Here is a 14829-nt window from a genome sequence, read left to right on the forward strand (position 1 = left end):
GATGTCCGGCACGCGGTTCCGGCCGTGTATTGAAAGTCGCCGGGCTTATCAGCTTTGCGCGTCTGCTTCCTGCCGGGCTTTTTCTTTTTCCATCTTCTGCAGTTCTTCCTGGAAAACTCGATCTTGCAGGGTTGCCTTCTTGCGCCAGGGTTTGCGCTCCGGCTCGGTCTTGGCTGCATAAGTTGTAACTTCGCCGCCATAGATATCCTGGTAGCGCTGCGCCTGACGCTCGAGTTCGATGCGCAGTTGTTCTTTTGTCACGTAATTGGACCTGTCTGTTTGTGTACGAATGAGTAGGGTGCTGAAGCGGTATATTGCCGTACCGTCAATCGAATGCGGCGGCGCCGCGGCCCGCGTGCATCTTTTCAGGCGTTGTAATGCCGGGGAAGTTCTGCCGTCTGGCATCTCTTCCTGCATTCGGGCTTGAAAAACGGGCAGCAGTTCAAAGAACTGGCAAAAGGTTTTGAAGCAAACCTGTGGACTCTGGAACGCGGAAAACGCATGTCGCATGAGTTCGCTGCGGACTTGCCATGCTTCAGCAGACCGCATTATGCGCCGGATCGTGGAGATTGGGCGACTTTACTTTGCAGCAAAATAAAACCCGCGGAGATGCGCGGGTTTTATTCGGCGTGAAACTTCGGTCAGCGAGCGACCTTGGCTTCGACACCCTCGGTACGACCGTAAACATCATCCAGGCGTTCGATATCGTCTTCGCCCAGATAACTTCCGGACTGCACTTCGATGATCTCCAGCGGAATCTTGCCCGGGTTGGCCAGACGATGTACCGAAGTGACCGGAATATAGGTCGACTGGTTTTCCGTGAGCAGGAACGTCTTTTCGTTGCAGGTCACCTGTGCGGTACCGGAGACGACGATCCAGTGTTCGGCGCGATGGTGGTGCATCTGCAGCGACAGGCTGGCGCCCGGGTTGACGCAGATCCGCTTGACCTGGAAGCGTCCGCCCATGTCGACCGAGTCGTACCAGCCCCACGGGCGGTACACGGCGCAATGGTTCTGCGTTTCCGGGCGCGCCTGTGCATCGAGGCGGGCTACGAGTTTCTTGACGTCCTGCACCTTGTCCTTGTGGGCGATCATGATGGCGTCCTTGGTTTCCACCACCACGACGTCCTCCAGTCCCAGCACAGTGACCAGCTTGCCGTTGCCGTGAACCAGACAGTTACGGGTGTCTTCGGCGATCACGTCGCCCTTGAGCACGTTGCCGTTGGCGTCCTTGTTGTGCACGTCCCAGATCGACGACCAGGAGCCGACATCGCTCCAGCCGGCGGACATGGGCACCACGCAGGCGAGACTGGTCTTCTCCATGACGGCGTAGTCGATGGAGTTGTCGGGGCAGCAGGCGAAGGTCGCCGGGTCGATCAGCAGCTCGTCGCCATTGAGGGTGCTGCGTTCGAGCGCAACGCAGCAGGTGTCGTAGATGTCCGGGTCGTGCTTCTTCAGTTCCTCCAGGAACACGCTGGCGCGGAACAGGAACATGCCGCTGTTCCAGTAGTAGTCGCCCGATTCGACATAGCTCTGCGCGCGGGCTTCGTCCGGCTTCTCGACGAACTGGCTGACGCGGCTGATGCCTTCCGGCAGCCCGCTGTTGTCGTTCGGATCGCACTTGATGTAGCCGTAGCCGGTTTCCGGGCGTGTCGCCGGAATGCCGAACAGCACCATCTCGCCGTTTTCCGCAGCGTTGGTGGCCAGGGCTAGCGAGCGCTGGAAGGCGCGCTGGTCGTCGATCACGTGATCGGCCGGCAGCACCAGCAGCAGTTCGTCGCGACCTTCTTCGACGAGCTTCATCGCGGCGATGGCGATCGCCGGGGCAGTGTTGCGTCCGAAGGGCTCGAGCAGCATGCCCTGGACCCCCAGTTTGCGTGCGGCCAGTTGCTCCTTGACGATGAAGCGATGCTCCTTGTTGCATACCAGCAGCGGCTGCTGGATGCCCTCGAAGGCCAGGCGCTCGACGGTTTGCTGAAACAGCGTCTGCTCACCGGTAAGGGCGAGAAACTGCTTGGGGAACAGCTTGCGCGAGAGCGGCCACAGTCGCGAACCGCTACCGCCTGAAAGAATTACCGGAATCATGTCGTCTCTCCTGCATCGTTAGAGCGTTCTGTTGCGAGCACACCGTCGGCATGCTCGGGAAAATGGGATGGGTCGAGCGGGATCAGGTGCGTGGTCGGCGCGCAGAACGCAGGCAGTGGCTGCGTGTTCGGCCGCGGCGCGCGCCACCTGCGCTTGGCGCGGATGCTCCGCCGCGGCGAGTCAGCCGGCTGATGGCTGCTTGGCGCGCGACGACGGGGGCAGGCCAGGCGCGATTGCCAAGCCGGGCGAGCGTTGGAGCGAGGCCCGTCTGAGTTCGGGCGGCATCACGCGCCGCTGCCGTTCGTGTCGCCAGCCGCTGGAGAGGCTGGCAGTGGTCAATGTTCGAGAACCCGAGCACGTTCATGTGCGACGTTCCTTTCCAGTCTGGAGTTGTCGGTACGCGCTTTATGATTCTCGGCGTCGCTCGATAGTTCCCGCGGGGAGAACCGTTGATCGGCCAGCATGAGGAGAGGGGCGGGGGAGCTGCGTCGTACCGGGTCTACGACGCGCTCGGGAGGCTTGCGGCGCGGCGCGCCACACGTGGCGGATCAGGCGGCAGGGGTGTCGCGCAGGAACACCAGGTGATCGTTCGAGGAGTCGGCGGCGCTGAACCGATAGCCTTCGTAGGCGAAGTCACGCAGGTGATCGACCGTCTGGATGCGTTCTTTGATGACGTAACGTGCCATCAGTCCGCGGGCCTTCTTGGCGTAGAAGCTGATGATCTTGTACTGGCCGTTCTTCAGATCCTTGAAGTCCACGTCGATCACCCGCGCCTGCAGCGCCTTGCGCTTGACGGCCGAGAAGTACTCGTTGGACGCCAGGTTGAGCAGCACTTGATCGCCTTGCGCCTGCAGTGCCTGGTTGAGCCATTCGCTGATGCGCTCGCCCCAGAATGCGTAGAGGTCCTTGCCTCGCGCGTTGGCGAGTTTCGTCCCCATCTCCAGGCGATAGGGCTGCATCAGGTCCAGCGGTCGCAGCAGGCCATAGAGTCCGGACAGCATGCGCAGGTGCTGCTGCGCGAAGTCGAAGTCGGCTTCGGAGAAGTCTTGCGCGGCAAGTCCGGTGTAGACGTCGCCCTTGAAGGCGAGCAGGGCCTGTTTGGCGTTCGCGCGGGTGAAAGGCGTGCTCCAGCTGCCGAAGCGGGCGACATTCAAGGCCGCCAGCTTGTCGGAAAGGTGCATCAGCTCGGCAATCTGTGCCGGCGAGAAGTCGCGCAGCTGTTCGATCAGCAACTGCGAATGGTCCAGGTGTTCGGGCTGGGTGAAGCGCTGGGTTACCGGCGGAGTCTCGTAGTCGAGGGTCTTGGCGGGGGAAATCACCATCAGCATGTAGTTGCTCTCCTGTGTGCAGCGGCGATTCTAGGCGCGATGGCGAGCCCGCCTCCAGCTATCGTGCCCATTGAGGGCGGTTGACCTTCTCCAGGGGGCAAGGTGCAAGCTACGTCCGCCCGATAATGAGGAGGCGGTATGAGTACGTGCGATCACTCGAACTGGCAAAGCTCACACGATTACCGTCCGCTGGAGCAGGGCGCCGAACGCCAGACCTGGGCGGTGGCGCTGCTTACCGGTGTGACGATGGTGGTGGAGATCGCCGCCGGCTACTGGTTCAACTCGATGGCGCTACTTGCCGATGGCTGGCACATGTCCTCGCACATGGTGGCGATCGGCCTGGCGGCGCTGGCCTACATGCTTGCCCGGCGTTATGCCGATGATCGGCGTTTCGCCTTCGGTACCTGGAAGATCGAGGTGCTGGCGGGCTTTTCCAGCGCGCTGTTCCTGGTCGGCATCGCGCTGATGATGATCTTCGAATCGCTGCTGCGGTTCTGGTCGCCTGCGAACATTCGCTTCGATGAGGCGCTCTGGGTCGCAGTGATCGGCCTGCTGGTTAACCTGGCGTCCGCCTGGCTGCTGCACGACGGCCATGATCATGGCCACGCGCAGGGTCATCATCACGATCACGATCACGATCACGATCACGATCACGATCACGACCATGCTGCGTCCAGACACGGGCGCGATCTCAATCGTCATGCCGCATTCATCCATGTGCTGACCGACGGGCTGACCTCGGTGGCGGCGATCGTGGCCCTACTGGGTGGCAAGTTTTTCGGCTGGAGCTGGCTGGACCCGCTGATGGGCGTGATCGGCGCGTTGGTGATCCTGATCTGGGCCAAGGGCCTGCTGATGGAAACCGCCAAGGCGCTGCTGGATCGGGAAATGGACGATCCGTTGGTGCGCCGCGTGCGCAGGCAGCTGGAAGCTGTGCCAGATACCGAGGTGACCGACCTGCATCTGTGGCGCGTGGGCCGCGCCCAGTACAGCTGCATTCTCAGCGTGGTCACGCATCAGGACCACAGCTCCGACGATTACAAGCGTGCCCTGCAGGACCTGCCGCAGCTGGTGCACGTAACCGCCGAAGTAAACCGCTGCGGCGAATCGGCGCACCTGAATTCCCGACTGTAGTCGGCTGCATTTCACACGCCAAGGGCGTTCCGTCGATACGGGCAATAAAAACGGAAATCGCATAAAAACGCTTTTGCCCGTCATCGGTTTTGGGTTATTACCAAATCAGACCGCCGAACCCTGCGACACAGGTGGCGGCCCCTGGGTGGCCCCGAACCCCTGGCCTCCCAAGCCCGTTCATCTGGCCAGCACGGTGGTCTTTCTGCGGCGGAGCGCCTATGGCTCTCCGTCGACTGACCCAACGAAAAGGTGATCGGTATGGATGATTTCGGCAGATCCCGCGCGACTCAGCCCACCCTGTATGTTCTCGACACCAACGTCCTGATTCACGATCCCAACGCCTTGCTCAACTTCCAGGAGCACCAGGTCGCGATACCGATGACCGTGCTCGAGGAGCTCGATCAACTGAAAGCTGGTAAGCACAGCGTCGCCGCCGAGTGTCGCCAGGCGATTCGCCTGATCGACCGCCTGCTCGGCAATGCCACGCCCGCCGAGGTGGAGGCGGGCGTACCGATCCAGCGGGACAAGAGCGGGCCTCGCGGCAGCCTGTCGATCCTGATGAGCCAGCGGCTGGAGAACGGTCTGCCGGAAGACCTGAACGACAACAAGATCATCAACCTGGTGGTCGCGGTCAGCAAACAGCGGCCCGGCGTGCCGGTCGTGCTGGTCACCAAGGACATCAACATGCGCCTCAAGGCGCGTGCCTGCGGCGTGGCCGCCGAGGATTACCACACCGATCAGCTGGTCGACGACGTCGGGCAGCTGTCGCGCGGTTATCACAGCTTGAGCGGCTCGTTCTGGGACCGCGTGAGCACGGTCGAGACCCATCAGGGGCACGGTCGCACCTGGCATCGCGTGCAGCTGATCGACAATCTGCCGGCGGTGCATATCAATGAGTTCATCCTCGACGAGCAGGGTTTCGTCGGCTGGATCAAGGGCATCAAGGAAGACGAGCTGCTGCTGCTCGACATGCACCAGGAGCCGCTGCTGCATCAGGAGGCCTGGGGCCTGCGTCCGCGTGACATCCATCAGGCGCTGGCGCTGTTCGCCCTGCTCGATCCGGATATCCACCTGGTCAACCTGTCGGGCGCGGCCGGTTCGGGCAAGACCATTCTGGCGCTGGCCGCCGCGATCGAGCAGACGGTGGTGAGCAAGCGCTACCGGCGCATCATCGCGACCCGCAGCGTGCAGGGGCTGGACGAGGACATCGGCTTCCTGCCCGGGACCGAGGCGGAGAAGATGGAGCCCTGGCTCGGCGCGATCACCGACAACCTCGAAGCGCTGCACATGGACGACGAGAACACCCCCGGCAGCATCGATTACATCCTGCAGAAGGTACCGTTGCAGTTCAAATCGCTGAACTACATCCGCGGGCGCAGCTTCCAGCAGAGCCTGATCCTCATCGACGAGTGCCAGAACCTCACGCCGCACCAGATGAAGACCATCATCACCCGCGCCGGCAACGGCTCCAAGGTGGTCTGCCTGGGCAACCTGGCGCAGATCGATACGCCCTATCTGTCGGCCACCAGTTCCGGCCTCACCTACCTGACGGAGCGTTTCAAGGACTTCTCCCACGGCGTACACATCACCCTGCAGGGCGTGCCGCGTTCGATTCTGGCCGAGTACGCCGAGGCGCACATGTAACTCGCGGTCGCGGCGAAGGGGTGTCGGTGGTACCCCTTCCGGGAGCGGGCCGAGCGTGGCTGGCTGGGTTAGACTCGCGACTTTCCCAGCCAGGAGCGTCATATGCTCACCCATCTCGATTCCCAGGGCCGTGCCAGCATGGTCGATGTGACCGAAAAGGCCGTCACCGCGCGCGAGGCGACGGCCGAGGCGCGCGTGCGGATGCTGCCGCAGACGCTGCAGATGATTCAGCAGGGCGGCCATCCCAAGGGCGATGTGTTCGCCGTGGCGCGCATCGCCGGCATCCAGGCGGCGAAGAAGACTTACGAACTGATCCCCCTGTGTCATCCGCTGCTGCTGACCAGTGTGAAGGTCGAGCTGCAAGCCGAAGGCGACGACAGCGTGCTGATCCGCGCCACCTGCAGGCTGGCCGGGCAGACCGGGGTGGAAATGGAGGCGCTGACCGCCGCCAGTGTTGCTGCCCTGACTATCTATGACATGTGCAAGGCGGTCGACCGCGGCATGTGCATCGAAGGCGTGCGCCTGCTGGAAAAGCGCGGCGGCAAGAGCGGGCATTGGCAGGTGCAGGCATGATTTGCGTACAGTTTTTTGCCCGTTACCGCGAGGCGCTGGGCAGCGATGGCGAACGCCTTGACTGGGACCCGTCGCTCACCTGCCTGGATGACCTGCGCCAGCGCCTGCTCGCCCGCGGCGGCGCCTGGGAGGTACTCGGTGAGCAGAACCTGATGTGCGCGCGCAATCAGGAGCTCTGCGGCCTGGACGAACCGCTCGTCGATGGCGATGAAGTGGCGTTCTTCCCGACCGTGACCGGAGGTTGAAATGAGTGTTCGGGTACAGCAGGCGGCCTTCGATCCCGGGGCCGAACTGAACGCGTTGCACGCGGCTAATCTGGGCATCGGTGCGGTCGCCGCCTTCGTCGGCTACGTGCGCGATTTCAATGACGGTCATGAGGTCGCCGGCATGTTCCTCGAGCATGCGCCGGGCATGACGGAGAAGGCGCTGGGCAAGATCGTCGCCGAGGCCGAGGAGCGCTGGCCGCTGCTGAGCATCGACGTGCTGCACCGCGTCGGCTCGCTGGAGCCGGGTGAGCCGATCGTGTTCGTCGGCGTGACCAGCGCGCATCGCGAGGCGGCGTTCGATGCCTGCCGTTTCGTCATGGATTACCTGAAGACCCGCGCACCGTTCTGGAAGAAGGAGAACACGCCGGACGGCGAGCGCTGGGTCGATGGGCGCGACAGCGATCAGGCCGCCGCCGAGCGCTGGCAGCGCTGAGCACCGTCGGCGTTGGCGCTGGTCGCGGCGGCCGGGCGGTCAGTGGAGCGCGATGTACAGCTTGAACGACACCGTGGAGAACATGACGATGATGCCCAGGCTGAGCAGCACGATGCCCCATTGCCGGTCGCGGTTGGCGAAGCCGGCGCACAACAGTACGAAGCCGGTAAGGATGAGCAGCAGCAGCCAGTCGAGGTTTTCCATGAAATCTCCTTGTACGTGCCGTCAGTACTTGTACGGTAGTTCCGTTTCGGTGGTGGCCGGCTGACCTGGGTCACGCACGGCGCAGCGCACAGAAAAAAGGCGAAGCCGCGGCTTCGCCCGTTGTTTTTCCGTGAGCCTCAACGGCTGCGTGGTACCGGCACCAGCAGCTCGGCCGGCGGCATCTCGCAGTGAATCTTGCGCCCGATCAGCTCCTCGATCGGCGGCAGGGCGAAGGCGTCATCCTCGCCGGCGAAACTGATCGAAGTGCCGCTGGCACCGGCACGGCCGGTACGACCGATGCGGTGCACGTAGTCGTCCGGATCTTCCGGCAGGGTGAAGTTGATCACGTGGCTGATGCCGTCGACGTGAATGCCGCGACCGGCGACGTCGGTGGCCACCAGGACGCGGATCTTGCCCTCACGGAAGCCTTCCAGAACCTTGATGCGCTTGTGCTGTGGCACGTCACCGGACATCTGCGCGGCGCTGATGCCGTCCTTGGTCAGGCGTTCTTCGATGCGCCGGACTTCGTCCTTGCGATTGGCGAAGACCATCACTCGGGTCCAGTCGTTCTGGCTGATCAGGTTGTAGAGCAGCTTGTACTTGTCGCTGCCGGCCACCGCGTAGACGTGCTGTTCGACGGTGTCGCTGGCGACGTTTTCCGGCTCGATCTCGACGATGGCCGGGTTCACCGTCCACTGGCGGGCGAGGTTCATCACGTCCTCGGTGAAGGTCGCGGAGAACAGCAAGGTCTGGCGTTCACCCTTCATCGGCGTTTGCCGGATGATCTGGCGCACCTGCGGGATGAAGCCCATGTCGAGCATGCGATCAGCCTCGTCCAGCACCATCACCTCGACCATGTCCAGATGCACCTCTCCGCGCTGGTTGAAGTCCAGCAGGCGGCCGGGCGTGGCGACCAGGATGTCGCAGAAGCGCGATTCGAGCTGCTTGAGCTGCTTGTCGAAGTCCATGCCGCCGACGAAGCTCATCACGTTCAGGCCGGTGTACTTGGCCAGGTCCAGCGCGTCGTTGGCGATCTGCACCACCAGCTCGCGGGTCGGCGCGATGATCAGCGCGCGTGGTTCGCCCATGTAGCGTTCCTTGGGCGGCGGCGTCTGCAGCAGCTGGGTGATGGTGGAAATCAGGAAGGCCGCGGTCTTGCCAGTGCCGGTCTGCGCGCGGCCGATGGCGTCCTGACCCTTGAGCGTGAAGCCCAGCACCTGCGCCTGGATCGGCGTGCAGTACGGGAAGCCCAGATCCTGGATGGCGTGCATCAGCTCGGGGGCGAGCTTGAAGTCATGGAAGCGGGTCTTGCCTTCGACCGGCTCGACTACGAAGTCTTCGAGCTTCCAGGCCGGAGCGGCCGGTTTGCTGTGGCGCGGGCGACGTGGCTTGTCGGCGGCGCGCTCGGCTTTCTTGGTGTCCGGCTGCGCGGGCTGGGTGTGCTGCGTCTGGGCAGTGTCGGCGGCGGAGCTGCTGGCGGCGGGCGTTATGGGCGCCGGCTGGGGCTCGTCCTTGGCAAAGATTTTCTTGAGTGCTTTGAGCACGGCCTTCTCGTTCATCAAATGGGAAATTCGCGCGCCAGTGTAATGCAAGAAGCAGGCATGGCGAAGTATTGGCCCTTTTCCGGGTTGACAGCGTTGCCGTTCAGACGCACAGGCGGTTTCGGCCCTGTTGCTTGGCCTGGTAAAGCGCCTTGTCGGCGCGATCGATCAGGTTGGTCAGCTCGTCGTCCGCCTGCATCTGCGCCAGCCCAATGGACACGGTGACGCCCGGCAGAGCGCCGATGGCGGTATCGAAGGTGCTCACCTGTTCGATGCTGCGCAACAGCCGCTCACCGATCAGCCGGGCCTCGGCCGTGTCCAGCTCCGGCAGCAGGATGACGAACTCCTCGCCGCCGAAGCGGATCAGGCTGTCCTTGGGCCGCAGCTGGCCGCCCAGCGTGCGGGCGACCATCAGCAGCGCGTGGTCGCCGGCCAGGTGGCCGTATTTGTCGTTATAGGCCTTGAAGTGATCGACATCGAGCATTAGCAGACACAGCGGCAGCTGGCTGAATGCACAGCGTGCGCGCTCGCGTTCGAAGATGTGCTCCAGCCAGCGCCGGTTGAAAACGCCGGTGAGCATGTCGACGTTGGCGTTGTGCTCGCTGTCGATGATCAGCCGGTCGCTCAGGCGAACGCGCTCGCAGAGCAGACCGACGAGATTGCGCATGAGCCGGGGCGAGGTTGTCAGGCAGACGAAGTCCCGGTTGTGCAGGCGCAGCAGCCGGCTCGGCTGGCTGGCGACGACATAGGTAGGCGGCGGAAGCCGGTCGATGAAGCTCACTTCGCCGGCGCACTCACAGGGCTCGATCAACCGCAGCGCAGGACTGTCCAGCGTGTCGAGGTGGACCGTCAGTTGGCCCTCGAGCAGCAGATAGAGGAAGCGGTTGACGCTGCGCGGCGACAGCAGCACCTCGTCGACCGCCATTTCGCACAGCTCGAACCGATCGGCGAGCATGCGCAGATGGCCGATGTCGACGTGCTGCATCAGGCGCATCTGGCTCAGTTGCAGCAGGTCAACCGGTTGTTGGAGCAGCTTCATCGCCGCGGGCCCGTATCGCGGCGACACTCTCTGGCGGTACTCATCGCGCCCCCTCCCACGCGCCGCGAACTGGCGGACGTGCGTCACGCGCAACGACTCCGAAGCATTCGGCCTTGCGACAAGCGTAGCTCCGTAACGTCGGCCGCGCCGCTTCGCTTTGCCGGACGAATTTTCAGGCCAGGCGTTCGGCCAGCCACTCGCCGATGTCGCGGATTTCCTGCGGCAGTACCTCGTGGCCCATGGGGTAGTCCCGCCAGGACGCCGCGACGCCCGCGGCCTGCAGGCATTCATAGGCCGCGCGCCCCATCGGCAGCGGCACCACGTCGTCACGGCTGCCATGCAGGCAGAGCACCGGCTGGCGGCGCGCCGTTTCGGCGAGCTGGAGGTTTTCGCTGAACGTCGGGGCGTAGGTGGACAGCGCGATGACACCGCCCAGCGTGCCCGGCCAGCGCAGGTAGGCGGTATGCAGCACGACCGCTCCGCCCTGGGAGAAGCCGGCGAGGAAGATGCGCGCCGGATCGATACCACTGTCGCGCTGCGCCTCGATCAGGCGGATGACCAGCTCGGTGGATTCCTCCAGTTCGTCGCGGTTGATCGCGCGTGCCGGGCTCAGCGCCTGGATGTCGTACCAGCTGGGCATCTGCCAGCCGCCATTGATGGTGACCGGGCGGGTTGGCGCCTGTGGCAGCACAAAGCGGGTGCTGAGCAGACGCTGCTGCAGGGCTTCGGCGACCGGCTGGAAATCATAGCGGTCGGCGCCCAGACCGTGCAGCCAGATGACGCAGGCATCGGCCTGCCGGGTTGGTTCGATGATCAGGGGTTCGCTCATGGGATGGCTCCGGCGGCTGAAGGCGGCATCGCCCTATCTTGGGGCGCGGGCGAATCGCCCGTGGTGAAAGTCGTGCGAGGTTACCCGGTTGTGCGGCGCCGGTGCACCCGTGGCACCGCGCAGCCTGGCGTTGTGGACGCTGGTACGCCGCTTGCAATCGCCTGCATTGTCGCCGCCAGCGTGCCGGGCGCCTTCGCTGGCGGCGAGATCAGGGCAGATCGACGACATTGCCGATCACTCAGCTGCGACTAGACTCAGGTCTGGCTCTGCCGTTACGCGCTCGCGCGACGGCAGACGGCCCCGACCCGAGAATAAGAAAGCAAACTGGAGGTTTCGATGATGAGGGTGAAATCCACACTGGCCGTGCTGAGTGCTGCGACGCTGTTCGCCATCAGCGGGGCGGCGCATGCCGGGGCGACCCTGGATGCCGTGAAGAAGAAGGGCTTCGTACAATGTGGTATCAGCGACGGACTGCCGGGGTTCTCCTTCGCCGACGCCAAGGGTCAGTACAAGGGAATCGACGTGGATGTCTGCCGCGCGGTGGCTGCGGCGGTGTTCGGCGACGCCGGCAAGGTCAAGTTCAGCCCGTTGACGGCCAAGGAGCGCTTCACCGCGTTGCAGTCCGGCGAGATCGACATGCTGTCGCGCAATACCACCTGGACCAGCTCGCGGGATTCGGCAATGGGGCTGAATTTCACCGGGGTGACCTATTACGACGGCCAGGGCTTTCTGGTGAACAAGGAACTCGGGGTCAGCAGCGCCAAGGAGCTGGATGGTGCCACCGTCTGCATTCAGGCCGGTACCACCACTGAACTCAATCTCTCCGACTACTTCCGCTCCAACGGCCTCAAGTACACCCCCATCACCTACGACACCTCCGACGAAAGCGCCAAGTCGCTGGAGTCCGGGCGCTGCGACGTGCTGACCTCCGACCAGTCGCAGCTCTATGCGCAGCGCATCAAGCTGGCCAATCCCGATCATTATGTCGTGCTGCCCGAGGTGATTTCCAAGGAGCCGCTCGGCCCGGCCGTGCGCCAGGGCGACGAGGAATGGTTCGATATCGTGCGCTGGACGCTGTTCGCCTTGCTCAACGCCGAAGAGCTGGGCGTGACCTCGGCGAACGTGGAGAAGACCGCCAAGGAAACCAAGAACCCGGACGTGGCGCGCCTGCTCGGTGGTGAGGGCGAGTACGGCAAGGACCTCAAGCTGCCGGCGGACTGGGCGGTGCAGATCGTCAAGCAGGTGGGCAACTATGGCGAGATCTTCGAGCGCAACGTCGGCGCCGGCAGCGAGCTGAAGATCGAGCGCGGCCTCAATGCCCTGTGGAATAAGGGCGGATTGCAGTACGCACCACCGGTGCGTTGAGGTATCCGGGGCCGTCAGCCAGCGCTGCCGGCCCGTTTCCAGGGAACGGCACTGACGGCGCGCGCGGCGTTCCGGCGGTGCCGCACGAGGGTTTTCGATGCGCAGCACTGAATCAAGGCTGGTGCGACGCTCGCCGCTGACCGATCCACGTGTGCGTGCCTGGGTGTTCCAGGTGCTGGCGGTGGCCGTGGTGGTGGCGTTCGGCTGGTTCCTGTTCATCAACACGCAGGCCAATCTGGCCCATCGCGGTATCACCTCCGGTTTCGGCTTTCTCGATAATGCCGCCGGCTTCGGCATTTCCCAGCACCTGATCGACTACAGCGAAAGCGACTCCTATGGCCGGGTATTCTGGGTCGGGTTGCTCAATACGCTGCTGGTGAGTGTCATCGGCATCATTCTCGCGACGCTCATCGGTTTTGCGCTCGGCGTGGCAAGGCTGTCGTCGAACTGGCTGATTCGCCAGCTGGCGACGCTGTATATCGAAACGTTCCGCAACATCCCGCCGCTGCTGCAGATCTTCTTCGTCTATTTCGCGGTGATCGGTCCGCTGCCCGGCCCGCGCGACAGCCTGAGCCTGGGGGGCGTGATCTTTCTCAACAACCGCGGCGTGCAGCTGCCGGCGCCCAGTGCCGCGGAAGGTTTCTGGCCATTCTGGCTGGCGCTACTGGTGGCGGTGCTGGCCGTCGTGGTGCTCGCGCGCTGGGCGCGTGCGCGTCGGCATGCGACCGGGCAACCGTTTCCGTTGCTCTGGTCCAGCCTGGGGTTGCTGGTGGCGATTCCGACCTTGAGTGTGCTGCTGTGGGGCGCGCCGTTCGACTGGGAGGTGCCGCAGCTGCAGCGCTTCAATATCCGCGGCGGCTGGATCGTGATTCCCGAACTGGTGTCGATTGTGCTGGCGCTGGCGGTCTACACGGCGGCGTTCATCGGCGAAACCGTGCGTGCCGGCATCCAGGCGGTCAGCCACGGACAGAGCGAGGCGGCTGCATCGCTGGGGCTGCGCACTGGGCAGACGCTGCGGCTGGTGATCATCCCGCAGGCGCTGCGGGTGATCGTCCCGCCGCTGACCAGTCAGTACCTCAACCTGGCGAAGAACTCCTCGCTGGCGGCGGCCATCGGCTACCCGGATATGGTCTCGCTGTTCGCCGGTACGGTGCTCAACCAGACCGGCCAGGCGATCGAGACGATGGCGATCACCATGAGCGTGTACCTGGCCATCAGCATCAGCATTTCCCTGTTGATGAACTGGTACAACCGGCGCATCGCGTTGATCGAACGGTGAGGACCAGGCCATGACGACTCATCGTTTCAAACCTGACCTGCCACCGCCATCGAGCAACCTGGGCGCCATCGGCTGGCTGCGGGCGAACCTGTTCTCCGGTGTCGGCAATACGCTGCTGACTCTGCTGGGGCTGTATGTAGTCTGGCTGGTGATTCCGCCGCTGCTGGACTGGGCGGTCTTCAGCGCCGATTGGACGGGCGAAACCCGCGCCGACTGCACGCGCGAAGGTGCGTGCTGGGTCTTCGTGCAGACGCGCTTCAGCCAGTTCATGTACGGCTTCTATCCGGCGGAGCTGCGCTGGCGGGTCGACCTCAGCGTGTGGCTGGCGATCCTCGGGGCGACGCCGTTCTTCCTGCGCCAGATGCCGCACAAGGTGCGCTACGGGTTTGCCTATCTGCTGATCTACCCAGTGCTGGCGTACTGGCTGCTGCATGGCGGCTTCCTCGGCCTGCAGACGGTGCCGACCAGTCAGTGGGGCGGCCTGATGCTGACCATCGTCATCGCTGCCGTGGGCATCGCCGGCGCGCTGCCCATGGGCATTCTGCTGGCGTTGGGGCGGCGTTCCGACATGCCGGCGATCCGCGTGTTGTGCGTGACGTTCATCGAGTTCTGGCGCGGCGTGCCGCTGATCACCGTGCTGTTCATGTCGTCGGTGATGTTGCCGCTGTTCCTGCCCGAGGGCATGAATCTGGACAAGCTGATGCGCGCCATGCTGATGGTGATCTTCTTCGAGGCGGCCTATATCGCCGAGGTGGTGCGCGGCGGCCTGCAGGCGATTCCGAGGGGGCAGTACGAGGCCGCCGCGGCAATGGGGTTGGGCTACTGGCGCAGCATGCTGCTGGTGATCCTGCCGCAGGCGCTGAAGCTGGTGATTCCCGGCATCGTGAACACCTTCATCGCGCTATTCAAGGACACCAGCCTGGTGATCATCATCGGCCTGTTCGACTTCCTCAACAGCATCAAACGCGCCACGGCGGACCCGGCCTGGCTGGGCATGTCCACCGAAGGCTACGTATTCGCCGCGCTGGTGTACTGGCTGTTCTGCTTCGGCATGTCGCGCTATTCGATGCACCTGGAGCGCAAGCTCGATACCGGTCACAGGAACTAGGA

15 protein-coding genes are annotated in these 14829 nt (G+C 63.8%); 8 read left to right on the plus strand and 7 right to left on the minus strand.

Annotated elements, in window-relative coordinates; genetic code table 11:
• Positions 1–48 precede the first annotated feature (48 nt).
• The 3 genes from HU825_RS09830 to yaaA all read right to left on the minus strand — a co-directional run bounded on the left by HU825_RS09830 (position 49) and on the right by yaaA (position 3412).
• Entirely contained in the window at positions 49–261 is a 213-nt protein-coding gene (locus tag HU825_RS09830) for a hypothetical protein (protein ID WP_009867834.1), read from the minus strand.
• Between the two features lie 380 nt (positions 262–641).
• The gene (locus tag HU825_RS09835) at positions 642–2084 is read right to left on the minus strand and encodes a mannose-1-phosphate guanylyltransferase/mannose-6-phosphate isomerase (protein ID WP_234301947.1); all 1443 of its coding nucleotides are present in this window, start codon (positions 2082–2084) and stop codon (positions 642–644) included.
• 548 nt (positions 2085–2632) lie between these two features.
• On the minus strand, positions 2633–3412 hold the full coding sequence (gene yaaA / locus HU825_RS09840; protein ID WP_054093641.1) for a peroxide stress protein YaaA: 780 nt from the start codon (positions 3410–3412) through the stop codon (positions 2633–2635).
• A 138-nt stretch (positions 3413–3550) separates the two neighbouring features.
• On the opposite strand from yaaA, the gene dmeF reads away from it, so the two are divergent.
• From dmeF to moaE, 5 genes are all read left to right on the plus strand, one after another.
• Entirely contained in the window at positions 3551–4546 is a 996-nt protein-coding gene (gene dmeF / locus HU825_RS09845; protein ID WP_234301948.1) for a CDF family Co(II)/Ni(II) efflux transporter DmeF, read from the plus strand.
• Between the two features lie 258 nt (positions 4547–4804).
• On the plus strand, positions 4805–6190 hold the full coding sequence (locus tag HU825_RS09850) for a PhoH family protein (protein ID WP_043295896.1): 1386 nt from the start codon (positions 4805–4807) through the stop codon (positions 6188–6190).
• 102 nt (positions 6191–6292) lie between these two features.
• Positions 6293–6763 carry a cyclic pyranopterin monophosphate synthase MoaC gene (gene moaC / locus HU825_RS09855; RefSeq protein ID WP_009867826.1) on the plus strand — a complete coding sequence of 157 codons (471 nt, stop codon included), beginning with the start codon at positions 6293–6295 and terminating at the stop codon, positions 6761–6763.
• Positions 6760–7008 carry a MoaD/ThiS family protein gene (locus HU825_RS09860; RefSeq protein ID WP_043295897.1) on the plus strand — a complete coding sequence of 83 codons (249 nt, stop codon included), beginning with the start codon at positions 6760–6762 and terminating at the stop codon, positions 7006–7008. The genes moaC and HU825_RS09860 overlap by 4 nt, the downstream gene beginning before the upstream one ends.
• Position 7009: 1 nt before the next feature.
• Positions 7010–7462 (plus strand): molybdopterin synthase catalytic subunit MoaE, encoded by a 453-nt coding sequence (gene moaE, locus HU825_RS09865; RefSeq protein ID WP_043295898.1) that lies wholly within the window; start codon positions 7010–7012, stop codon positions 7460–7462.
• A 39-nt stretch (positions 7463–7501) separates the two neighbouring features.
• Here moaE and HU825_RS09870 read toward each other — a convergent pair whose 3' ends face one another.
• The 4 genes from HU825_RS09870 to HU825_RS09885 form a co-directional block, all read right to left on the minus strand.
• Positions 7502–7666 (minus strand): DUF6095 family protein, encoded by a 165-nt coding sequence (locus tag HU825_RS09870; protein ID WP_175415014.1) that lies wholly within the window; start codon positions 7664–7666, stop codon positions 7502–7504.
• A 137-nt stretch (positions 7667–7803) separates the two neighbouring features.
• Positions 7804–9210, minus strand: a complete 1407-nt coding sequence (gene rhlB, locus HU825_RS09875; protein ID WP_054093670.1) for an ATP-dependent RNA helicase RhlB — start codon at positions 9208–9210, stop codon at positions 7804–7806.
• A 100-nt stretch (positions 9211–9310) separates the two neighbouring features.
• Positions 9311–10246 (minus strand): GGDEF domain-containing protein, encoded by a 936-nt coding sequence (locus HU825_RS09880; protein ID WP_077683628.1) that lies wholly within the window; start codon positions 10244–10246, stop codon positions 9311–9313.
• A gap of 172 nt (positions 10247–10418) precedes the next feature.
• Positions 10419–11075, minus strand: coding sequence for an alpha/beta hydrolase (locus tag HU825_RS09885; protein WP_054093645.1), 657 nt, complete (start codon positions 11073–11075; stop codon positions 10419–10421).
• A 336-nt stretch (positions 11076–11411) separates the two neighbouring features.
• Between HU825_RS09885 and HU825_RS09890 the strand changes: the two genes are divergently transcribed.
• The 3 genes from HU825_RS09890 (at position 11412) to HU825_RS09900 (ending at position 14827) form a co-directional block, all read left to right on the plus strand.
• Complete coding sequence (locus HU825_RS09890; protein ID WP_234301949.1) at positions 11412–12440, plus strand: amino acid ABC transporter substrate-binding protein; 1029 nt, start codon at positions 11412–11414, stop codon at positions 12438–12440.
• Between the two features lie 97 nt (positions 12441–12537).
• The gene (locus HU825_RS09895) at positions 12538–13719 is read left to right on the plus strand and encodes an amino acid ABC transporter permease (protein WP_234301950.1); all 1182 of its coding nucleotides are present in this window, start codon (positions 12538–12540) and stop codon (positions 13717–13719) included.
• A 10-nt stretch (positions 13720–13729) separates the two neighbouring features.
• Positions 13730–14827: an amino acid ABC transporter permease gene (locus HU825_RS09900; protein ID WP_043295902.1), complete on the plus strand. Its 1098-nt coding sequence runs from the start codon at positions 13730–13732 to the stop codon at positions 14825–14827.
• Positions 14828–14829 lie beyond the last annotated feature (2 nt).

The organism is Pseudomonas phenolilytica (assembly GCF_021432765.1).
GTDB classification, from domain to species: Bacteria; Pseudomonadota; Gammaproteobacteria; order Pseudomonadales; family Pseudomonadaceae; genus Stutzerimonas; species Stutzerimonas phenolilytica.